Genomic DNA, 20,588 nt, shown 5'->3' with positions numbered 1-20,588 from the left:
CCTGATACGACGGAGTGTAACGAGATGATACGGATACCGCAATGCATGAGCACCCAGCACCCGGATAACGTCACCCTGCCGTTCTTTGCCGAGAGCCCGGAACTCGGCGGGGAGGACGAGGTCCAGGAGGCCTACTACGCCTACTCCCACCTGGGGTGCCGCGAGCAGATGTGGGACTGCGAGGGAAAAGAGGTCGACAACTTCGTGGTCCGGAAACTCCTCTCCCGCTACGACACGTTCTTCCGGGAGAAGAAACTCGGCCGGGACATCTTCCTGACGCTCCGTGTCCCGAACCCCGAGGTCGAGACGGCCGAGGCGAAGATCCTCCTTGAGACGCTCGAAAGCATCCCGCGGTCGTTCGATACGGCCTGCCTCTTCTACGGGGACGACTGCCCGCCGATATTTGAGGTGATCCTCCCGATGACGGCGTCCCATACTGCCATCGACAACATCTACCGCTATTACACCGATATCGTCGTCGGGAAACAGGAACGGAGCCTTGGCGAGGGCGGGATGACCATCGCAGACTGGATCGGGAGGTTCCGGCCGGACCGGATCAACGTGATCCCGCTCTTTGAGGAGATGGACCATATGCTGGATGCGCACAACGTCGTCAGGCGCTACCTCGAGGACAAGGATATCGCCCACCAGCGCGTCTTCCTTGCCCGGTCCGACCCGGCGATGAACTACGGGCTCATCAGCGCGGTGCTCCTGAACAAGATCGCACTCCGGCACCTTCAGGAGGTCTCGGAGGAGACGGGGGTCCGGCTCTACCCGATCATCGGCGTGGGTTCGGCGCCGTTTCGGGGCGGCCTCTCGCCCGGGACGGTCGACCGGGTTACCGCGGAATACCCGAGCGTCCACACGTTCACCGTCCAGTCGGCGTTCAAGTACGACCACTCGCTTGAAGACGTCCAGAACGCGGTCCGGAGGCTCGAAGGGCGGATGTCCGGCCGGGCCCGGCCCGTCGACGAGGCGGCGGCGCTCGACCTGATGGAGAGGTATACGCAGGCATACGAGCGACGACTCGGGCCGCTTGCCCCCCTGATCAACCGGGTTGCCCGGTATATCCCCGAGAGGCGGAAGCGGAAACTGCATATCGGCCTCTTCGGCTACGCGAGGAGCACCGGCGGGATCACCCTGCCGAGGGCGATTAAGTTCACCGCCGCACTCTACTCCGTCGGCCTCCCTCCTGAGTTCCTCGGCCTGGATGCCCTGGATGAGGCGGATCTCGGGTTCGTCAGGGAGAACTACGTCAACTTCGATGAAGACCTGAGGACAGCCGCCCGCTTCCTCAACGCGGAGACCGGGTTCGTTCCGCGTGAACTCGCGAGCCGGGTGGCCGATATCGTGGATGTTGAGCCGGACGAGGAGCATACGGCGATCACGGGTGAGATCGCCAGGGTGCTCCGCGACAATGATACCGGGAGACTGACGTCGCTCATCCTCTCGGCGGCGCACCGGCGCAGGTTCCTGGGGTGAAACCGGGAGCTCAAAAGAGAAAGTGCCTGCCCCGCCCGCACGGTTGCGGGGAGGGCACGCAGGGTCACTCGATGGTGAACGCCATCGAGAACGTGGTCTCGTTTCCGGTCACGTTCTCCCAGGGCCGCTTGTAGGTCGCGGAGAACTCAGCGGAACCCTTCTCGGCCGCGATGTACTCCCAGACATGCACGCCGCCGGCGCCGACAAGCTCGGTCTGCGGAGCGTTGTACGTGTCGTTCACATACTGAAGCCCCCGGGAAGAGGTGACGTTCCACGCATAGCCGGTCGTCGGGTTCTCGGCGAGGCTGATGATGATCTCGCTCCCGGCCGGGAGGGCGACGGTTTCGTTGTTGTTTGTCTCGTTGAAGGCGAACCGTTCCGCCGGCGCGGGCGTGGCCGCCGTGGTTGCCGCCGGGGAGGGTGTCCCGGTCGCGTTCCCCGGTTCCGCCGGCTGCGACGTGCAACCGGCCATGAGCATGCAGACTACCAGGAGTCCTGCAATCACGATACCATGGATTCTCTTCATCTGAACCATGGAGTAGCGTCCGTATATCGGTATAAAAGTCTTCCTAAATCGCTCTGTCCGCCGCCTTCCGCCGCAGGGGCCCATGTGAGCGCCCCCGGGGAGAGACGGACCTCCGTTCACAAAAAAACCGGAGGCCGGCCTGAAGTGTATTCCGGTCGGGGGATCCGCCGTTTGCGATAAACAACAACGCATAAATACGTTAGTCCCGTTTATCATCTCCTGAGGGCATGATTGTGAAAAACTCTTCCTCAAAACTGCTCTTCCCGGCGCTCATTGTGGCGCTCGGGATCTGCCTTTGCATGACGGCGGGCTGCACATCGGGTTCATCGGATACGACCACGCCGGAAACGACCACTGCGGCCACGACGGCTCCTGCCACCGGCGTCTCCGGGGCTGCCAGGGGGAGCGTAAGTGCAGTCCCGTTTGCGACTCTGATATCGTTCCTGCCGGCCGCTCCCGCTGGCTGGACGGCAGACGAGCCTGCGGGCGTCACTGCGATGGTTGAAGACGGCCAGTGGACCTGGGCGTCACGGGAGTACACCAGGGACGACGCCCGGGCAGCGGTCGTGATCCAGGACTCGGCCTACTACGATGTGGGCTACTGGGAGTCGTGGGACTCGCTCGTCTCGTTCGAGACGACTGAAGGTTACTACAAGCAGAAGAAGGTCGGCGGCCACCCCGCCTGGGAGATCTTCAGCAAACCCGACACCTACGGCACCTGGGTCGGCGTGAATGAACGGTTCATGGTCTACGTCAGCGTGGACGGCGGTTCCAAACAGGACCTTGATGCATTCGTAAACGCCGTCAACTACGGCGGCATCGCGAACCTGAAGTAGCCCAAAAACCCTTTTTTCACAACGTCCCCGTTGCAAGCCCCGGGGTTCACCGGAGGTCGTTGACCACCGCGGTTTTGCGCGAGAATGCTGGACCGATTCCGGATCATCGCCCCCTGTCACCCCGGCACGGCCGTGATGATGTAGTGGTACGGCCCCGACTCTGCCACCGTCGTGACCTCGAGCCCCGCTTCCGCCATCAACGATGCGGCATACTCCGTGCTGAACTTCTTTGCGACCGGCGGGCCGAGAGGAAGGGGCTCCTTCTTCCAGTCAACGTCGACGATCACGCCCCGGGGCGCCGTCATCCTCTTTGCGTTCAAAAGCGCCCGGACCGGGTCGGTGAAGTCGTGGAGGTCGATACCGAAGAAGACGACGTCGGCGCAGCCCTTGCAGAGGACAAGTTCCTCGGCCCTTCCGCGGTGGAGGACGACATTGTCAAGCCCCTCGCGCCGGGCTCTCTCCCGCAGGCGGTCGAGCGCCCCGGCGTCGATATCAATCCCGCAGACGCGGCCGCGCGGCCCGACTATCCGGGCCGCGGGAAGCGCGAAGAAACCGTCTCCGCACCCGACGTCGATGAAGGTGGCTCCGGCGGCAAGCCCGATTCTCTCAAGGATGGACTCGGGATCCTGCCAGAGCCGCCGTGCGGCTTCATCCCCGGGTGAGTGTCTTTCTGGGCGCATAGGACGTATCGACCGGTTCCGGTGGCGTGCAGCAGGTTTTAGCCTGCTGCTCCCCCGGGCAACCTCCGGTAAACCGCCGGTGATAGAGTGTCCGCGAGGGGCGCTCCCCTCACCTCACTGCCTTACGGATCTTCTCCTGCACTTCCGGCTGTTCCGGGTTCATCTGGTGGGCGGTCTGGACGTGCCCCTCTATCCGCTTCATCAGCTCGTTCTCGTCCTCCGCCTTCTCCTCAAACTCGCACGCAAGGCCAAGATCTTTGCACCTGAATGTCCTGACGTTCTGCATCCCTCTCACCGGACGGACCTGTATAATGGGAATTATATAAAAATATTGCCGTCGTTTTTCCTCCCGCAAGCCCTCAGGAGCAGTTTTTGCAACCGGATGCACCGTTTCTGCGAACACCGCATCGGGGCAGTATACGGCGATGATCGAGTCAGGCCGTCCGGCCCGGGGGCGGCCTCTCCTTCCTGCACTCCGCCATATCCCCGATCAGCCCGTCCCGCAGGGTGACGACCCGGCAGAAGTACTCCTTGTGCCACTCCTCGTGCGAGACCATCACGATCGTCTGGTCAAGGTCCTCGTTTAACCGTGCAAAGAGGTCGAGGATGCTCTTCGACGTCTGGCTGTCGAGGTTCGCGCAGGGTTCATCGGCGAGCAGGATGCTCGGGTTGTTCACGAGCGCCCGGGCGATCGCCACCCGCTGCTGTTCCCCGCCCGAGAGTTCGCTCTGCCGGTGGTCCATCCGGTCGGCAAGGCCCACCCGCTCGAGGATCCCGGCACTCCTCCTGAGGTACTCCTCCCTTGGAGCCCCCCTGACGAGCGACGTTAAGTAGACGTTCTCAAGGGCCGTGAGCTCCCCGATGAGGGCGTAGTCCTGAAAGACGTAGCCGAGCCGGTTCAGCCGGAAGAGGGTCCGCTGGTGGTCGGAGAGGGCAAGGACGTCGGTCCCGTCGACCGTGACCCTGCCAGAGGTGGGGCGGTCGAGGAGCCCGAGGATGTGAAGGAGCGTCGATTTGCCGCTGCCGCTCGCCCCCATGATACCGACGAACTCGCCTTTCTCGACCTCAAGCGAGACGCCGCGGAGGGCGCGGACCTCCACCCTGCCCATAGTGTAGACCCTGGTGAGATTCTCTGCGACGATCATGGTTCACCCCCTGATTGCTGTGAGGATATCCTCGCGGGCGATCTGCCACGCGGGGATGTAACCTGCCACCACCGAGACCGCAAAGAGGCTTGCGATGCTCCGGAGGACAGCCGGCGCCTCCACGACCGGGTAGACCGGGCCGCCGGGGAAGACGAGCGGGTAGGCGGTCAGGTAGGTCGTCACGCCGGCGGCGAGAGCCATCCCGGCCAGCGCCCCGACGGCGGTGATAAAGAGCACCTGGAGGACGTAGGAGTTGATGATGATCCCCTGGTCGATACCGATCGCTTTCAGGATCCCGATCTGCCGCCGCCGGTTCACGGTGTTGATGAAGATCACGATGAAGACGACGACGATAGCGATGATCAGGCTGACCAGAGTGGAGATGGTGTTGATGATGTTGAAACTCTGGACCGCCTGGTCGACGAACCCGGCCGCCTTCTCCCGGTACGTCCGGACCTCTTCCTGGATGCCGTAAGAGAGGAGTTCTGTCTTGTACTCCTCTTCTCTGCCGTTGACATCGGTCTTCACCAGGATCGCCGAGGCCTGGTCGTTGAGCCCGAGCACCCCGCTCATCTCGCGGCCGGTGACGAAGGCCGCCGTGTCGACGTTGAAGGACTGGGTCTCGTAGATCCCCTTCACCCGGTAGGTCCGCACCTCCCCGTTCGGGTAGGCCACCTCCACCGAATCGCCGACCACGACCCCCTGGAGCGAGGGGAGGCCGCCCGCCTCTTCGCCTTCCTCCCCCGCGAGCGTCGTGCCCATGATGATTGCATTGGTATCCCCGTTCGAGAGGAACTCTCCTGCGAGCATGTGGTCGGCGATCTTCGTCACCGACCGCTCATCCTCCGGCGTTATGCCGTAGAGGGTGCTTGCGGCGTTGCGCCCCTTGTAGAAGTAGGTCACCCCGGCGACTATCCGGGGCGATGTCCCGGCGATCCCGGGGATCCGCTCGACCTTCTTCTGGAGGCTGGTCACGTTCTCGATGTACTGGCTTCCTTCCCTGGGTTCGATGATGAGGTTCCCGATATCGAAGTCGATCGACTGGGTGTTGAAATTCTCGACAACCCCGGAGATGATCGACGGCAGAAAGATCAGGTTCACGAAGATGAGGGCGATGATCATGATCGTGAGGGCGAGCGTCCCCTTGCTCCCGCGCTGTATGGACTTCCAGGCAAGGAACGCGGAGACCTGGAGGCCCGAAAACATGGCGGTCACTCCTCCTTTCGTCTCCGGTACCAGTAGAACGCGGCCGCGATGACGACGACGAGGACGACCGCCGCGATGACCAGGGTCGGGACCGAGTTTGATTCTGCAACGACAAGGTTCAGGGCCTGCTCGGTTGTGTGCGCCCCGTAATCGTCGGTATACTGGATGGTGAGGGTATAGGGGTAATCCCCCTCCTGGCCGGCCTGCAGGCTGAATACCGCGGGACCATCGTTGCCGGGCTCTATCGTACCGAGGAACGCCTCTTTCGTCCCCGGGAGCGCGAGGCCTTCGATGGTCGCCCGGACCGATGTTGCATCCGCCGTCCCGGTGTTCTCTATCCGGATCGTCAGGTCCACGGGGGTTCCGGCGGTGACCCGGGAGGGTTCGGTCCTGATGGAGGCGACGCTCATCTCGGCACGGCCGACGATGGGGATGCCGATCGTCGCCACCTGCCGGAACGCCGCAAGATCGGCGCTCCGGTAGTCGATGGTGACGACGACCGGTTCAAGCCCGAGCGGTGCGCTGGTGTCGGTCTCAAAGGACAGGTTCAGGACCGCCTCCTCTCCCGGTCGGAGTTCGGGGATGTAGTAGTTCTCCGCGCTCTTCGGGGTGATCGAATCGGAGGTTGCGTTGATGCCGACTGAGACCTCGCTTGCGCTCGCCTGCCCATCGTTGTGGAGCGTGAGGGTGACGTTGAAGGAGTCGCCCGGGTCGACGGATGCCGGGACGGTCCTCTCCACCCGGAGCGAGGGTTTCTTGACCAGGGCGTATGCCGAGTTGACGTTCACCGGTATGGGGTACTTCACGCCGGTCGCACCCCGCACACTGACCCAGACCTCCGGGAAATAGATGCCCTCCTCCCCCGGAGCGCGTATCTGGAACGTGAGCGGGAAGGACTGGCCCGGGCCGATCTCGCCGATATCCTGGAAACTGCCGGTCCGGACTTCAAGCCCTTTGCCGTTTAAGAGCACGTTCTCGATGTAGGCGTTGCCCGGCATCTCCTGGGTGGTGTTTACTCCTCCGGCATCCACCCGGACGTTGAGCCCCGACCCCGTGGCTGCGGACGCCGTGCTCGTGAGCACCACCGTGATCGTCCCTTCATCCCCGGGCATCAGGACGGCGGGGGTGACGGTGTAGTTGGAGACGATCACCGTCGGGGCAACTGCCGCCGCCGCTGCCGGGATGAGCACCAGAATTACGATGAACATGCCGGGCACGCAGCCCAGCGTGCGCCTCCCCATGCCCCTGCCGGGGGCAGTCGCGGGTTTCCGGACCATCTCTCCTCTCCCTGGTGCGGTTCTTTTGAGCTCCAGAGTCCCGGGTGCCTGTATATATCTGTTGTGCACGGGTACTCCCCGCCGGTCTCGGGATGATACTGCAGTGCGATGAGGGTATTCACCCAAAAATATTTTTATGGTTTCATGTGTATAATACACCCGGGATACGGGGGAGATAGTACCGGGCGGATTGATCAGGCAGGTCGCGACACGTGTTTTCGCTCACGCTCCAACGCTCTATACCTCCCTAAACAACGTCACGGTCCGGATACACCGCAGCCGTACTGCCTCTCCGTTCTCATCTAATGGTTCTCCAGCTTTTTTTCCTGTGCAGGGAGGGGCGCTCATCATCAGGCCCGATGGGTATGCGGGGGAGGAAGCGCATGAGAGAGGCGATCCACGGCGGCCGGAAGTCCTCCGGCCGCAAGCTGCCTTTATGTCCTCTGGTGGTATACTCCGTCCACATTACAAGGAGAGGAGAGGAGATGGAGATGACCCAGTGGCTGGTGACGCTGACGTTCAGGGTGACGGTGAGCGGTGTCCGGTCGAAGGATGATTCGGTGGCTGCCGGTCTTGAGCAACTGAAACAGTCCCTGAACAGCGGAGAGGATGTCCCGATGGAGGCAAGCGTCAGGAGGATCACCAATATCGTCGAGGAGGAGCCGATTTTTGGCGTGAAATGGTGATCGGCGCCCGGCGCGAACCGGCGAGATCGTGGTTGCAGCTGCCGATCCCCCGGGAAAACCTTTTTTTATCCCTGCCACCTGTTCGGCCCCATGCACGAAGTTCCCGATACGGTTGCCATCGACATCGTCCTCCTGCCGCCCGGGCCGATCATGGAGATGGCGATCAGCGCGAACCGGACCCTGCTTGCCGGCAACCCGGGCGGGGAGATACGCCTCGGTGGAGAGGACTGCTTCCCGCACGTCTCGGTCGCGATGCTCCCGGCGAGGCGCGGGGATATCCCTGAGATCATCGCGAAGGTGGACCGGATTGCCCGGCAGTGCTCTCCCATGACCATGACCATCGACGCCGTCGCAAAACACCGCTCAAGCACGGGGGAAACCGTCTCCGTCTTTCATATCCTGCGCTCGGAGATCCTCGCGCTCTTCCACAAGACCGTGATGAACGCCTTAAAGCCGTATACGGCGCTTCCGGTCGGGCCCCCGATCTTCTTTTCGGAAGCGCCCGCGCCCTCCATCGACTGCCTCCTCCGGTTCCAGAAGACATCCGCGTATGAGCGCTACTCCCCGCACATCACGCTCGGGTTCGGCGACCTTCCCGGGTTGCTCCCCGGGATCGATCTCCCCGTCAGGTTCGAGGTGACGAAGGCCGCCATCTGCCGCCTGGGCAGTCACTGCACCTGCCGGCAGGTCATCGCCGGGTTCGGCCTCGGGACCGGCGTCTTCACCGCTCACGGGAGGACGGCCCGGTGAGAGAAGGCCGGCTACAACAGCAGCGCCTTGACGTACTCCTTGGTACAGTGGACGCACCCGGAGTAGCGGTCGATCGTCCCGGTCTCAAGGATCTCGACCTTGAGGGACTCTTCCTGCATTCGTCGGGCGAACTCCGGGTCCCGCTCCTTTATCATCCGCAGAAACATCGAAAGCGGCATGAACGGCCGGGCCTGCGCCGGTACGATCCGGAAATCCGCATAGTCCGCATCGAGCGTCGAGTTCCGGGCGAGGTCCTCATCGAAGTAGAGGATGGCTTCAAACGCGTGGCGTTCCTGCAGTTCCATAAGGCGGTCGAGCGGGAGCCGTAATCCTGCGGCAAGCCCGAGCGATCCGAGTTCTTCCCGTCTTCCCGGGGAGAAGACTGCATCCCATGCTTCCATCATGGTATCACTCCAGAAGAGTGGTTTCACGGGCGATGACTTCTTTCCTCCGGCCCGCACCGGAAGCGGCACCGGGTGTGGCTGCCGTCCGGGGGGTGACGGCCCCGGGTTTCTCCGGGCCACAGCCTTCACAAGGTTCCTCCCGGCGGCCCGCCCCGGGTTCCCGCCCGTGAACCGGGCGCCCGGGAGAGTTCCCGGAGCGATTTCGCCGCCGGGAAACCTTCTTAACCGCGACGTTCCCAGTATCTGCATGGATCCGTTCACAGCCCGAGCGGCGTTCCGGCGCCTTCTTCTCCCCGCTGCTCCCGGGATGCCGGCGACGATCGGTGAGACCCCGGACGGGCGGTGCGTATGAGGCTGACGGTCCTCGTGGACAACGCCACGCTCACCGACCGTTACTTCCTCGCGGAACCCGGACTCTCGATCTACCTTGAAGACGGTGCAACACGTGTCCTCTTCGATGCCGGCTACTCGGGCATCGTCGTCGCCAACGCAAGGAAGATGGGGATCGATCTCCTCCGCGTTGGGGAGATCGTCCTCTCGCACGGCCATCTTGACCACACCTGGGGTCTCGATGCGCTGCTCCGGCTCCACACCGAGGCCATCATCGAAGGGCGCGAGCGGATCGAGCCCACGTTCATCGCCCATCCCGACGCATTCCTCACCCGGAGCCTCGGCGGCGCGGGGGAGATCGGGTGCCACCTCTCAGTCGAGGAACTCTTCCGGCACGGGAAGGTTCTCCTCACGGCGGCCCCCCTCTGGCTGACCGAGAACCTGGTCTTCCTCGGCGAGATCGAGCGCCGGTTCGAGTTCGAGCAGGCGCCTTCAGGCGGCTACATCTACACGCCCGACGGTATCCGGGACGACACCGTCGCCGATGATACGGCGCTCGCCTGCAGGACGCCTGCGGGGCTCGTCATCATAACGGGGTGCTCTCACGCGGGTATCTGCTCGATCGTCGAGCAGGCACGCGAAGTCTGTGACGAAGACCGGATCGCCGACATCATCGGCGGGTTCCACCTCCTCGACCCCTCGCCGGGAGAGATGCAGGGAGTCGTCGACTATTTCTCGGAGGTGCGGCCGGCGGTCCTCCACCCCTGCCACTGCACGGGTCTTGCGGCGAAGATTGCGCTCTCGAGGGTCGCGGACGTCCGCGAGACGGGCGTCGGGCTGCACCTTGAGTACGGCTGATCAGGGCGCGGGTCCCCGGAGCGCCGGGATCGCCCCGTGCTCCGCCTCGTAGGCCCGGACGGCCGCCGGGGCACCGAGGAGGAAGCGGCGGGCGTTGTTGTAGACGGCCGGGTGCGCATCCGGGTCGAGCGAGGCGAGGAGGTCTGCGAGCACGCCTGCCGCCGGCGCCCGATGGCGGGGCTCCATCGCGTCGATGAACGCGAACGCGTCGAGAGCCCGGACGGTGCTGTACTCGTTCACCCGGGCGAGCCGCCGGAGGACCTCCGCAAGGTAGGCCCGCCCCTCTTCCGTCTCAAGCGACCGTTTCCTGTTCAGCGCGAACCGCCCGTAGAGTGCCCGCTGCTCGCCGGCCTGCTCGACCGTGAAGGCGGGGGAGGATTCGATCCTGCGGAGGATCTCTACAAGGTCGTCGCAGTCGCTCCCGGCGACCACGGCGAGGAAGGACTCCCACGCTACCGGGCTTTTCGCCGATTCGGCACAGAACGCCCGAAGGATATCCAGGCGCTCCGGGGCGCTGCTCTCGAGGATCAGCCCAAACGCGGCGAGGCGGTCGGTTGCGGCCGCGGCCTCACGGAACTGCCCGGCGATCAGGCGGTGGACCTCCGGGGTGTCGCAGGCGGCGAGGATCTCGAGGCATGCATTCCTCCTCTGCCGCCGCCGGATCGCTCTGGCTTCGTCCTCCAGGTACCCGGCCCCGCCCCTGACGCGCGCCGCCGCCCGCCGGTAGACCGAGAGGAGGGTGTCCGTGTGCCGTGCGCCGACGGCGGCAAGGATCTTCTTTCTCGCGTCGTAGAGGGCGCGGTAGTGGTGGGCAAACCGCTCGTCGTCCACCGCCGGGAAGATGGTCAGGAACTGACCGCCCGCCTCCTCCATGAGGTGGTCGTCGGCGAGGAGGCCGGCGCAGAGGTCAATGATCCGGCCCGAGACGGCCGCGTCCGGATCCTCGAGGAGACGGAGCATCTCCCGGCCGGCGAGCGCGTTAAACGCGGTGAAACGGCCGACGATGTCGGCATCCTTCATTGCCTGGAGGTAGAGTTCGTCCTCTGGCGGCCGATAGACCACCTTCCCGTAGAAGGAGTGGCCGCGGTTGAGCGAGAGGTACGCGGGCCGATCGACGCCGTCGAGGACGACCTCGCCCTCCTCATCCTTGACGCGGATGATCCGCTCCGCGATCTCTTGGCCGTCGGCGTCGACGAGCGCGAACCGGAACGGGAACTCCCAGAGGCGGCCGCCGGGCGAGCGGCTCTGGCGATAGGTGAGGGTGAACCGCCGGGCCGCCGGCTCGTAAGAGGGGGTCACAGTGACGACCGGGTACTCCTTCTCCTTCAGCCAGACCGCCGCCATCCTTGAGAAGTCCTCCCCCGAGACCTCCTCCATGCAGCGGATCCAGTCGTCGCGGGAGGCGTTCGCGTGCCGGAACCGGTCGTGGTAGAGGGCGAGTCCCTCTGCAAACGTCTCCTTTCCCGTCAGCGTCTCGATCATCCTGACGAACTCGGGGGCTTTCACGTAGGTGACGCCCGTGATCAGGTCGTTTGGGTCGTCAAAGCCGTCCGGCTCGATCGGCATCGAGCCCGCGCCCCGATCGAGGACGAGCGTGCCGGCCCCGGGGTCGAGGAGGTCGAGCACGGTCTGGAGGCGGGAGTAGGCCTCGCCGAAGAAGAACGCGTGGTGCTGGTTCTCGATATGGACCGTCACCGCCTCGTTCAACCAGATCTCAAACGGGCTCCTCCCCGTCACTTCAGAGCCGTTCAGGTTATGGTAATACTCGTGGACCTTCACCCTGACCATGTACTCGAAGGCCGGATCGGTCGCCTCCGGGTAGGGCATGATGCGGTTTGCGGCGATCGTTGTGTTCCCGACGTTCTCCATGCCGCCGAAGTCGGAGTTCTGCATGGCGATCTCCCGGTAGACCGATCCCGTGTAGGCGTAACCCGGGGTGACGGTTGCAAGGAGCCCGGTAAGTGCTTCCCTGGTTCCTGCGAGGGTTTTTTGGTCCCCGGTTCGCTTCGCCGCGTCCCGCACCCGGGTGAGTCGCCAGATCTCCTGCCGGGTTTCCCGGTTGCGGTACTGTTCCGGGCCGGTGAAGAGGTGGACCCACATCACCGCGTCCGCAAGGATCTCGAGCGCGCGTTCTGCGGCCGTCGGGTCGGAGCCGGGTTTCGCAAGGAGTTCGAGGGTGAACGTCCGGCCGTCGGGGTACTCGAACTCCCGCCGGCAGGTGTCGTAGCACCCCACGCCGAGGAAGAAGAGATAGGGGGCCATCGGGGTCGTGGTGTTGCGGTACTCCTGGACGGAACGGCCGGGCCCGAGGGAGTAGCGCGGCCCTCCCGGGTCGCCGTTTGAGAGGATGTTCGTATACCCGTCGTCCGCGATGATCGCCGTCGTGTAGGTGCATTTCGCCGTCATGTCGTCGAGGCAGGGGACCAGCCGCTGGAACCCCCACTGCTGGCACTGGGTGATCTGGACGGGCGATCCTGCGGGGCAGGACCCGTCGTAGTAGAGTCCTTCGAGGACGTGGCTGCTCGGGCGGCAGATCGTCTCGGTGTTGAGGGTGAACCGGGTCCGTGGCGGGACGGGAGGGTCGAAGGTGACAGTGAGGGTCGCGGCGCCGCGGTTGTAGGTAGAGGCGACTGCGTGCCCGTCGCAGGCAACCTCGAGAATATCCAGGTCGCGGGCGTTCAGGGCGAGGGATGCGAGCGGCGCATCAAGGGTCTCGGCGGTGAGGGCCGAGACGACCCGCGTGTGGTCGTCGTAGACGTCGAAGGTGAGGTCCATGTGGACGACCTTCACGGTGAGCGCCCCGAAGTCCTCCGGGTAGTAGCGAAAGAGCCTCATGCCCGGCGTCAGAACCCGGTTTCGCCGGTGATCTCGTGGAGCGCACGGCGGATAGCCGTCCTGACCTCCGGCTCCTCCTCTCCCTCGAGCGCGGCGGCGAGAGGGCCGGCCGCCCGTGCGTCGCGGAGTTTCCCGAGCGCGTCGGCGGCGGCCACCCTGACATCCTTCTTTCTGTCCGTAAGGAGGGGGAGCAGCGGTTCAACCGCACGGGGGTCGCCGATCTCGCCGAGCGACCAGGCAGCGCCGCGCCGCACCCACCGGTCGGGGTCGGCGAGGAGGGGGAGCAGTGCCTCGACGGCCCGTACGTCGCGGAGTTTCCCGAGCGCCTGCGCCGCAACCCAGCGGACCTCGTTCTCCAGGTCGTGCAGGGCGGCGATCAGCGGTTCGACCGCCCGGGCGTCGGCGCATCCCCCGAGCGCCTCGGCAGCCCGCAGCCGGTAGGGCGTGCTCTCGTCCGAGAGCTGCTCGATGTATTTGCCGATGTTCTCCTCGCGTCGCTTCTCCCTATCTTCCATGAGGCGTTTTATCGAACGTTCCATCTCCATCCCTTCGCCCGTTTCTGCCGGACACCAATGTTATTTTTGGTATATTATAATGCCTGGTGCGACACCCCGCCCTTCATGCAGGTTACGGATGTGCCGTTCTCCGTAATCCTTACGCCCCCTCTTCCCCGTCCTCGCCGACGACGTCGAAGGCGACGATCCTGTAATTGTAGTACCGCCCGTCTGGGGCGGTGAACGAGAGGAAGACCATCAGCCCGTGTTCTTCCGATATCCAGAGTTCGGCATCGTCGTCGATGGTGTAGTAGCCGAACCCGAACCCGGCCAGGGCCTCCTCGATGGCGTTGTCGACCTCCATCTCCTTGACCATCCGAAACGTCGTGGCCAGGGCGTACTGCCGCTCCTCGAGGGCGGATACCTGGAGCCTTGCACGCTTCTCTGCAAGGATGAGGTTGTCCAGGGCGGTCATGATCTCCTGCGCGACGGTATCCGTCTCCTCCGACCCCATACCCGGTACCTTGGGTGTGCCGGTATATCATCGTATCAGTGCGCGGAGATCCCCTGTCCAGGCCGGGAGCAGCCGGCTCTTCGGGATATGGGGGTTTTCGCACCTCGCGGCGCGATCGGGGGCTGACCGTGCCTCCGGAGTGGCCGCCCCCGGGCCGCGGGGTAACAACCTATCTCCTGGAAAACCCGGGGTGCGCCTCCATCCCGCCGCGGCGCCCTCGATAGCGAAGGTCTAAACCATTCCGGGGCCAATACAAGGCTGATGGCAGAAGGCAGGCTCAAGATCGTTGTGTTCGGTTCGTTCAACGCCGGCAAATCCAGTCTCATCCAGGCGCTCGATCCCCGGAGCCGCCATATCGAAGCAGCCTCGGATGAAGGCTCCACGACCGTCGCCTTCGATTTCGGCAGGCTGCAGGTGAGGGACCAGGCGGTCTACCTCTTCGGGACACCGGGGCAGGAGCGGTTCGAGTTCGTCCGGCAGATCCTCTCGCGGGGGATGGACGGCGCGATCATCGTCGTGGATGCGACCACCGGGGTGGACCCGATGACGAGGCACCTCTACGACCAGTTGAAGGCCCTCGGGGTGCCGCTCGCGTTCATGGCGAACAAGTGCGACTGCCCGGGCGCAGTGCCCGAGGCCATCCGCCGGGAGCTTCCGGGAGAGACGGTGCATCCCATCTCGGCACGGAGCGGCGAGAACGTCCACGCGGCACTCGACGCCTTCGTTGCAACCCTGGCCGCCCGGTAGCGATCATTTTTACTGCCGGCGGGTCGTTGAATTCTTGAGATCTTGACCCGTAAAGAAACTTACATCAGGGATGTTGCCCGGCTGCTCTCGGGCTTTCTCGCGAACGGGAACGCCGCGGACCTTCTCGACTGCCTGGTCGCGGGGAGCGGCCTGCCCGGGTCCCGGGCAAACCGGGAGCTCGCCGGGGCGTTCACCGAGACCGTACGGGAGTTTGCGGCTGCCGACCCCGACGACCAGCGTATCCTCTGGAGCCTCTGCGTCGGGCTCGCCGGCGTCTCCCCGGAGGATGCACCGACAGGCGACCCGCACGAATTCCTTGCGTTCTGCGGCATCAGGGGCGTCGGGGCGATCGGCTCCCTGTCGCCGGCGTGCGCGGGGCCGGCATTCACCCGCCTCGTGGCGGCTTCCGCCGATCCCCGGTGGCGGATCCGGGAAGCGGTGGCGATGGGGGTCCGGGACCTCCTGTCCCGGCAGCGGAAGGCTGTGATTCCGGAGCTCGACGGGTGGGTGGAAAGAGGGTCCTGGCTTGCCATGCGCGCCGCGGCCGCAGGGATCGCCGATCCGGACCTGCTCGGTGAGCGTGATATCGCGGCGGCCGCCCTCCAGCTCCACCGGAAGATCCTGATCCGTGTCTATACGGCGCGGGAACGGGAGTCGGAGGGGTTTTTGGCGCTCAGGACGGCGCTCGGCTCCACGCTCGCCCCGGTCGTCGCCGCCCTCCCCGGGATAGGATTCGAATACCTCCGGCAGCTTGCAACCCTCGACGATCCGGATATCCGGTGGATCGTGAGGGAGAACCTCGAAAAAGGCCTGCTCCCGGAGCGGTACCCAGAGACGGTCCAGCACATCCGGGCACAACTGTCGTAGCAGGGGGATGCGGGCCGCCGGCCCCCTCCCTTCTCACCCGACGATTGCCGATGCCGTCTCGTCGAACGGATTTGTCCGCATCGCAAACGAGAAGAGGTACGGGTAGTTTTTCTGCAGGTAGCGCATGTACCTCAGCCACTCCCGGATCAGGAGGCCGTAAATCCGTTCGAGGTCGTGGGCGAGGTGGGCCGTGTCGGTCGCCGGGAGGCCGGAGAAACCGGGCCGGCGTTGCAGTTCCTCATTGAAGTGGAATATCGCCCGGAGGAGTTCGGTGAACTCCTCGTGTTCAAGGAGCGCCTGGTTCTCCATTAACCTCAGGAGAAACTCCTCGCGGGGCCCGAGAAACCGTTTGACGGCCTCGAGGTCGACCTCCTCGATCCTGATGCGGCAGGGGTGCCGCTTCAGCCGCTCTTCCACCTCCCGAAACGTCTCATCAGTCCAGGCGTCGGTGACCACCAGGTGCGGCCGGACCGCATCCAGGTCCGGGTCGTTGTTGGAGATGTAGGTCAGGAGTTCCGTCCCGAGCATCGAGTAGAATGCCCCGATGACCATGTTCAGTTTCTCCATCCTCTGCTGCCGGTCGCGGGATGCGAGCACCTGGTGGAAGACGAGCGTCACCAGGAGGACCTCGATCGGGAGAAACGCGATGTCGGCGAGCGTGTAGATGCCGATATGATGGAGATCGTGAAATATCAGGAAGTGCAGGGCATAGAGTGCGACCGAGAGGATGACAAGCCCTGCCCCGAAGGCGATCGGCCATCGCCAGTTGTTCATCGTGAGGACTATGCCCGCCACCCCCTATAAAACCAGCGCCACCCGCCCCCTCGCTACGTGCGGCCGGTACCCGGCGCCGCCGCTATGTTGAACGCCGCGTTCGCGTCGGCGTGATCGGTGTACCCGCAGTGTGGGCAGAGAAACTGCTTCCTCCTGCGGATACCCCGCTCGCCGCACCGGCTGCAGCACCGGGATGTGAGCGCCGGGTCCACGAGGACGACCGGGACTCCGGCGTCGTGCGCCCGTGCCTCGACAAGGTTCTGGAGGTGGTAAAACGACCCGTCACGCCGGGAGAACGGGAGGGGGACACCCGGCTTCTGCCTTCCTGCAAACCCCGCGCCAGAGAGGTCCTCGAGTTTGATGCCGCACTGGAGGTGCCGGGCCATCTTCACGATCTCTCTTGCTATCCGCCGGTTCAGGCCTCCCCTGACGCTGCTTTCGCGGTCCCGGGCCTCCTTGAGCTTCTTATGCTTTCCGGCGCTGCTGCCCCGTTCCCGGATGCCGGCGTCTTCCGGCTGCTCACCGAGCATCACCACGCCTCCGCTCGCCGGGTGGGCCACGACGGCGATGTAACCGGTGGTGTTCAGGTCGACCCCGATCCAGCCGTCGGGCGGCGGGCTATCGGCAGAAACCGGTCTCATCCCTCTGTATCCGGGCTTTCGATCTCATGCGCTTCCGCACCAATGTGAAGAAACTGGTCGCCCGGACACCATATAGCCACCGGGCCTGCCGTTTCAGGTTCCGTAGCGCCTCCAGGCCTCCGCCACATGCAACGCCTGCATACCGAGCCTCAGGGGTGCCGCGACGTCGTTTTCGTGGTCGTCCCCGATGAAGAGGACGCCGCAGGCCGGGACCCCCATCTGTTCGAGCGCCGCCGTGTATATCCGGGGGTCGGGCTTCTGGTAGCCGAGATCGGAGGAGAAGACGACGACGTCGAAGCGGTCGTAGAGGCCGAGCACCCGCAGTTCCTGCTCCGAGAAGACCCGCTGCCCGTTCGAGACGACACCCGTCTTCATCGTCCCGAGGAGGTCAAGCAGTCTCCGGCTCTTCTCTATGACACCGAGGCGCCGGAGGGATGCGGCCCGGAACGTCCGAGCCGTCTCGATCCCGAGCCGTTCCGCATCGACATCCCAGGCGCTGTGTTCGGCGCAGATGCCGGCGAAGACCTCTTCGACCCGCACCTCCGGATGCCGCCCCCCGACCCGGTCGGCCGCCTCTTGCACCCGCCGGGGGTAGCACTCCCGCAAGGATTCAGGCGAGATCTTGACGCCTTGATAGAGGAGCCACCGGGAGAGGTACCGGTAGGTTTCGATGTCGCGCTCATCGGTCAGGATATCGATGAGCGTTCCATAGCAGTCGAAGAGGACTCCTGCTACCCTGGGGCTGCGGCGAGACATGCCTCTGCCTCCTGGAGCAGCCGGTCGCGTTCCGCTGCCCGCCAGGGCAACCTGGCGATCCTGAGGTAGCCGAGCGCCATGAAGAACGGAAGATCGCGGGTATAATGCCGGAACTCCTCTTCGCCGTTGCTGTAGTGCCAGAGCAGGTGGCCGATCCAGTCCTCGGCCCGGGAACCGTTCCCGTGCGGCGCCTTGAGCTCCGCCGCGAGGATGCCGAGGTCGCGGATGGGGTGCGCGTGGTTCCGGGAGCCTTCGAAGTCGATAGCCCAGACACCGTTGCCGACGAGGTAGTTTGCGGGCGTGGCGTCGCCGTGAACCATGCACCCTTCGTCTCGTCTGATCCTCGGGCTGTGCCACCAGGCCCCGAGCAAGTGGTTGAACCGCTCCCTTCGGTGTTCCGGGAGCTGGTTCTGGTCGAGCATCTTATGGAAATAGGAGAATTCACGTGCCCGGTTGCAGGAGGTCCGCGTGTTGTCGTGGAGCCGCCGGAGCAGGTGCGCTACGCCGGTCAGGTGGTCGTAGAGGGAGACCTTCGCCGCGATGAGTTCCCGTATGGTCGGGCCTGGGATGTAATCGGTCACGAGGACTGCATGAAACCGGCTCTTCGCCGCGAGCGCATGGGGGACGCGGACCAAGCCGGATACGCGCTGTATCCGGTAATACTCGTTCTTCATTGCTTTCCTGGGGTCATAGCGGGAGTTCGCGCCTGTCGGCGCGCCGAAGAACTTGCCGATCACGCTGACCCCGCCGGAAAACTCATACCGACAGACGACGTGCGACGCGGGTTCTATCCGGTAGACCCGGACGTCGCCGTCAGGATCCGGCAGCCGGTCGGCGAGGACGCCGACCAGCCAGCCCCTGAATGCATCGTGGGGATCAAGAAACCCCACTTCTCTCTCAATCTTCACCTGGCTTTCCCATCCTCCCTCGGCACGGTGAGGGCTCATGAGATCCGCAGCGGTAATGAATATACCTGCGTGGGGGATCGACCCACACCTTTTTACGTTCCGCGCACCTTAACGGGATGCACCGGCGCCCCCCCGGGGAGTAACGAGCCATGATACCGTTTCGCGAGTTCCTTGAGAGCGTCAGACCTGCCGTCAACCGGCGGATCGCGGAGGTGGCGGGAGAGGGGAGTGCGATCGACCCCGGCGTCGTCCCGCTCCTCCTCCGGGGGAAGAGGATGCGGGCCGGGCTCCTCCTCCGCGTCCACGCGACCCTCGCCTGCAGGAAGGCGCCCACCCGCCGGGCGCTCGACCTTGCCTGTGCCGTCGAACTCGCCCACGCCGCAAGCCTCATCCTCGACGACATGCTGGACGGCGACACCGTCCGGCGGGGGATCCCTTCCCACCACCTCACCCGGGGGGAGGGGCGGGCGATCCTCGACGCCGTCGGGGTACTCGCCCTCCCGTACGCGCTCGCCGCCCCCTACGGCGCCGGGTACGTGGCAATGCTCGCGTCGGCCCAGCAGAGCATGGCCCGGGGCGTGGCCTGGGAGATGATTGGGGGGCCTGAACTTCCGGTGGTTGAACTCTATGACGCGATCGTCGCGAGAAAGACGGGATGCCTCTTCTCGCTCGCGGCCGCCTGGGGTGCCATGGCGGCGGGCGAGGGCGATGACGTCGTCGCCGCGTTCGCGGACTTCGGCCTCTGTGTCGGGAAGGCGATGCAGATCGCCGACGACATCGCCGACCTGCACACGCTCGCGGCAGGGGTCCCGGGCCGCCGGGCCGGGTCCGAGGCGCTCCTCCTCCTGGGCATCGCTCCCGGAGGGGACGGGACCGATCAGGCGCTGGCGTCGAGGCTCGATGCGGAGGTCGCCCGGGCAACTGCCCGGCTCAGGGATGGGGCCCGGCAGCGGGTGCCGCCCAAAGAGCAGGAGGCCTTCGAGCAGGTGGTCCGGGATATCGCGGGGCTCGCGATCACGGGAGTTCCGCCGCCCGGCACCGCCACGTTTCGGGTCGCCTGCCCCGACGCTCTTGCGCACCGGTGAACTACTCCGTCCTTACGGATGGGGTCTCCCGTCCGTGCCCCGCGAGCCCCGCAGAGATAAATACCGTCCCGTCCCACACTCTTTCAACATGCCGGTCGTAACCATTCGTATGGCAAAGGGACGGACACTTGAGCAGAAACGAAGACTCGCCGCCGAGATCACCGCGGCGATCACGGGGACGCTCGGCGTCGATCCGGAGCGTGTCACCCTCTTCTTCGAGGAACTCGAGACCGAGAACATCGCGCGGGCGGGCAGGCTCCTCCCGGAGTCGTAATCCCGCGGCGAGCGAACGTTTTTGTAGCCGCCCAGGCGATGCCTCATATTCCCCGGAAGTGAACGAAACCATGGCACGAGAATTCGACGAGAGAGACTTTGCAATCCTGCGGAAACTGGCGCCGGAATACAGCGGGATCCTCTGCCCGGAGTCGGGGCACGAGTTCCACTCGATCCTGCCGCCGGTCTCAAACCATATCGCGGCAGATGAAGAAGACTTTGCGGAGCGGGTTGGCCGCCTCTCGGGCGAGGACTGGAGTTACCTCACCGCCCAGATCCTTTCCGGCCGCGAAGACCTCGGGTGCATGCCCGAGGAAGACATCGACACCATCCTCATCCGGATCGGGGAGACCGTCTCGGAGGAGGCGGCCGAACAGGTCAAGAGGCTCTACCACCTCTCCGGGTGCGGTATGCTCTGACCCGCCGTCACCCTTTCCGGCCGGCGGCCATCTCCGCGTAGCGAGCAAGCCTTCCTGACCAGACGGGCCAACCACATCCCTTCATGCCCGAGCAT

At 64.8% G+C, this 20,588-nt stretch carries 24 protein-coding genes; 10 read left to right on the top strand and 14 right to left on the bottom strand.

What is annotated here, in order from left to right:
- Nucleotides 1–24: 24 nt before the first annotated feature.
- Nucleotides 25–1,482: a phosphoenolpyruvate carboxylase gene (ppcA, locus tag QZ408_RS06330; RefSeq protein ID WP_292490384.1), complete on the top strand. Its 1,458-nt coding sequence runs from the start codon at nt 25–27 to the stop codon at nt 1,480–1,482.
- A gap of 64 nt (nt 1,483–1,546) precedes the next feature.
- On the opposite strand, the gene QZ408_RS06325 is transcribed toward ppcA, so the two are convergent.
- Nucleotides 1,547–2,008: a protease inhibitor I42 family protein gene (locus tag QZ408_RS06325; RefSeq protein WP_292490383.1), complete on the bottom strand. Its 462-nt coding sequence runs from the start codon at nt 2,006–2,008 to the stop codon at nt 1,547–1,549.
- A gap of 227 nt (nt 2,009–2,235) precedes the next feature.
- On the opposite strand from QZ408_RS06325, the gene QZ408_RS06320 reads away from it, so the two are divergent.
- Nucleotides 2,236–2,844 carry a hypothetical protein gene (locus tag QZ408_RS06320; RefSeq protein ID WP_292490382.1) on the top strand — a complete coding sequence of 203 codons (609 nt, stop codon included), beginning with the start codon at nt 2,236–2,238 and terminating at the stop codon, nt 2,842–2,844.
- Nucleotides 2,845–2,960: 116 nt separating this feature from the next.
- On the opposite strand, the gene QZ408_RS06315 is transcribed toward QZ408_RS06320, so the two are convergent.
- The 5 genes from QZ408_RS06315 to QZ408_RS06295 all read right to left on the bottom strand — a co-directional run bounded on the left by QZ408_RS06315 (nt 2,961) and on the right by QZ408_RS06295 (nt 7,152).
- The gene (locus QZ408_RS06315; protein WP_292490381.1) at nt 2,961–3,524 is read right to left on the bottom strand and encodes a class I SAM-dependent methyltransferase; all 564 of its coding nucleotides are present in this window, start codon (nt 3,522–3,524) and stop codon (nt 2,961–2,963) included.
- 109 nt (nt 3,525–3,633) lie between these two features.
- Entirely contained in the window at nt 3,634–3,810 is a 177-nt protein-coding gene (locus tag QZ408_RS06310) for a DUF1059 domain-containing protein (protein WP_292490493.1), read from the bottom strand.
- 148 nt (nt 3,811–3,958) lie between these two features.
- Nucleotides 3,959–4,669 (bottom strand): ABC transporter ATP-binding protein, encoded by a 711-nt coding sequence (locus tag QZ408_RS06305; RefSeq protein WP_292490380.1) that lies wholly within the window; start codon nt 4,667–4,669, stop codon nt 3,959–3,961.
- 3 nt (nt 4,670–4,672) lie between these two features.
- The gene (locus QZ408_RS06300) at nt 4,673–5,875 is read right to left on the bottom strand and encodes an FtsX-like permease family protein (protein WP_292490379.1); all 1,203 of its coding nucleotides are present in this window, start codon (nt 5,873–5,875) and stop codon (nt 4,673–4,675) included.
- A 5-nt stretch (nt 5,876–5,880) separates the two neighbouring features.
- Nucleotides 5,881–7,152 carry a CARDB domain-containing protein gene (locus tag QZ408_RS06295; RefSeq protein ID WP_292490378.1) on the bottom strand — a complete coding sequence of 424 codons (1,272 nt, stop codon included), beginning with the start codon at nt 7,150–7,152 and terminating at the stop codon, nt 5,881–5,883.
- Nucleotides 7,153–7,637: 485 nt separating this feature from the next.
- Here QZ408_RS06295 and QZ408_RS06290 point away from each other — a divergent pair, with 485 nt between their 5' ends.
- Together QZ408_RS06290 and QZ408_RS06285 are read left to right on the top strand one after the other, a co-directional pair.
- Complete coding sequence (locus QZ408_RS06290) at nt 7,638–7,838, top strand: hypothetical protein (protein WP_292490377.1); 201 nt, start codon at nt 7,638–7,640, stop codon at nt 7,836–7,838.
- 90 nt (nt 7,839–7,928) lie between these two features.
- Nucleotides 7,929–8,588: a hypothetical protein gene (locus QZ408_RS06285; protein WP_292490376.1), complete on the top strand. Its 660-nt coding sequence runs from the start codon at nt 7,929–7,931 to the stop codon at nt 8,586–8,588.
- A gap of 11 nt (nt 8,589–8,599) precedes the next feature.
- Here the strand turns inward: QZ408_RS06285 and QZ408_RS06280 are convergent, their stop codons facing one another.
- Nucleotides 8,600–8,992, bottom strand: coding sequence for a hypothetical protein (locus QZ408_RS06280; RefSeq protein ID WP_292490375.1), 393 nt, complete (start codon nt 8,990–8,992; stop codon nt 8,600–8,602).
- Between the two features lie 348 nt (nt 8,993–9,340).
- Between QZ408_RS06280 and QZ408_RS06275 the strand changes: the two genes are divergently transcribed.
- A complete protein-coding gene (locus QZ408_RS06275) occupies nt 9,341–10,180 on the top strand; it encodes an MBL fold metallo-hydrolase (protein ID WP_292490374.1) in 840 nt (279 codons plus the stop codon).
- Here QZ408_RS06275 and QZ408_RS06270 read toward each other — a convergent pair whose 3' ends face one another.
- The 3 genes from QZ408_RS06270 to QZ408_RS06260 form a co-directional block, all read right to left on the bottom strand.
- On the bottom strand, nt 10,181–13,015 hold the full coding sequence (locus QZ408_RS06270; protein ID WP_292490373.1) for a M1 family metallopeptidase: 2,835 nt from the start codon (nt 13,013–13,015) through the stop codon (nt 10,181–10,183). It lies immediately after the preceding gene.
- A gap of 8 nt (nt 13,016–13,023) precedes the next feature.
- Nucleotides 13,024–13,554 (bottom strand): HEAT repeat domain-containing protein, encoded by a 531-nt coding sequence (locus QZ408_RS06265; protein WP_292490372.1) that lies wholly within the window; start codon nt 13,552–13,554, stop codon nt 13,024–13,026.
- Between the two features lie 115 nt (nt 13,555–13,669).
- Nucleotides 13,670–14,023, bottom strand: a complete 354-nt coding sequence (locus QZ408_RS06260; protein ID WP_292490371.1) for a hypothetical protein — start codon at nt 14,021–14,023, stop codon at nt 13,670–13,672.
- A gap of 261 nt (nt 14,024–14,284) precedes the next feature.
- Between QZ408_RS06260 and QZ408_RS06255 the strand changes: the two genes are divergently transcribed.
- Together QZ408_RS06255 and QZ408_RS06250 are read left to right on the top strand one after the other, a co-directional pair.
- Entirely contained in the window at nt 14,285–14,770 is a 486-nt protein-coding gene (locus QZ408_RS06255; RefSeq protein WP_292490370.1) for a GTP-binding protein, read from the top strand.
- A gap of 42 nt (nt 14,771–14,812) precedes the next feature.
- Nucleotides 14,813–15,637, top strand: coding sequence for a hypothetical protein (locus QZ408_RS06250; protein ID WP_292490369.1), 825 nt, complete (start codon nt 14,813–14,815; stop codon nt 15,635–15,637).
- 33 nt (nt 15,638–15,670) lie between these two features.
- On the opposite strand, the gene QZ408_RS06245 is transcribed toward QZ408_RS06250, so the two are convergent.
- The 4 genes from QZ408_RS06245 to QZ408_RS06230 all read right to left on the bottom strand — a co-directional run bounded on the left by QZ408_RS06245 (nt 15,671) and on the right by QZ408_RS06230 (nt 18,716).
- Nucleotides 15,671–16,411 carry a hypothetical protein gene (locus QZ408_RS06245; RefSeq protein WP_292490368.1) on the bottom strand — a complete coding sequence of 247 codons (741 nt, stop codon included), beginning with the start codon at nt 16,409–16,411 and terminating at the stop codon, nt 15,671–15,673.
- 53 nt (nt 16,412–16,464) lie between these two features.
- Nucleotides 16,465–17,052, bottom strand: coding sequence for a transposase (locus QZ408_RS06240; protein ID WP_292490367.1), 588 nt, complete (start codon nt 17,050–17,052; stop codon nt 16,465–16,467).
- A 93-nt stretch (nt 17,053–17,145) separates the two neighbouring features.
- Nucleotides 17,146–17,808, bottom strand: a complete 663-nt coding sequence (locus tag QZ408_RS06235) for an HAD family hydrolase (protein WP_292490366.1) — start codon at nt 17,806–17,808, stop codon at nt 17,146–17,148.
- A complete protein-coding gene (locus QZ408_RS06230; RefSeq protein WP_292490364.1) occupies nt 17,784–18,716 on the bottom strand; it encodes a phosphotransferase in 933 nt (310 codons plus the stop codon). Before QZ408_RS06230 ends, QZ408_RS06235 begins: the two co-directional genes overlap by 25 nt.
- A 149-nt stretch (nt 18,717–18,865) precedes the next feature.
- On the opposite strand from QZ408_RS06230, the gene QZ408_RS06225 reads away from it, so the two are divergent.
- From QZ408_RS06225 to QZ408_RS06215, 3 genes are all read left to right on the top strand, one after another.
- Nucleotides 18,866–19,801, top strand: coding sequence for a polyprenyl synthetase family protein (locus QZ408_RS06225; protein ID WP_292490362.1), 936 nt, complete (start codon nt 18,866–18,868; stop codon nt 19,799–19,801).
- Nucleotides 19,802–19,889: 88 nt separating this feature from the next.
- Nucleotides 19,890–20,075: a 4-oxalocrotonate tautomerase family protein gene (locus QZ408_RS06220; RefSeq protein ID WP_292490361.1), complete on the top strand. Its 186-nt coding sequence runs from the start codon at nt 19,890–19,892 to the stop codon at nt 20,073–20,075.
- Between the two features lie 70 nt (nt 20,076–20,145).
- Nucleotides 20,146–20,493, top strand: a complete 348-nt coding sequence (locus QZ408_RS06215; RefSeq protein ID WP_292490360.1) for a hypothetical protein — start codon at nt 20,146–20,148, stop codon at nt 20,491–20,493.
- Nucleotides 20,494–20,588 lie beyond the last annotated feature (95 nt).

Source organism: Methanoculleus sp. 10 (assembly GCF_913757945.1).
Lineage (GTDB): Archaea > Halobacteriota > Methanomicrobia > Methanomicrobiales > Methanoculleaceae > Methanoculleus.
The sequence above is the reverse complement of the archived record's forward strand: the minus strand, read 5'-3'. Positions and strand labels throughout refer to the sequence as shown.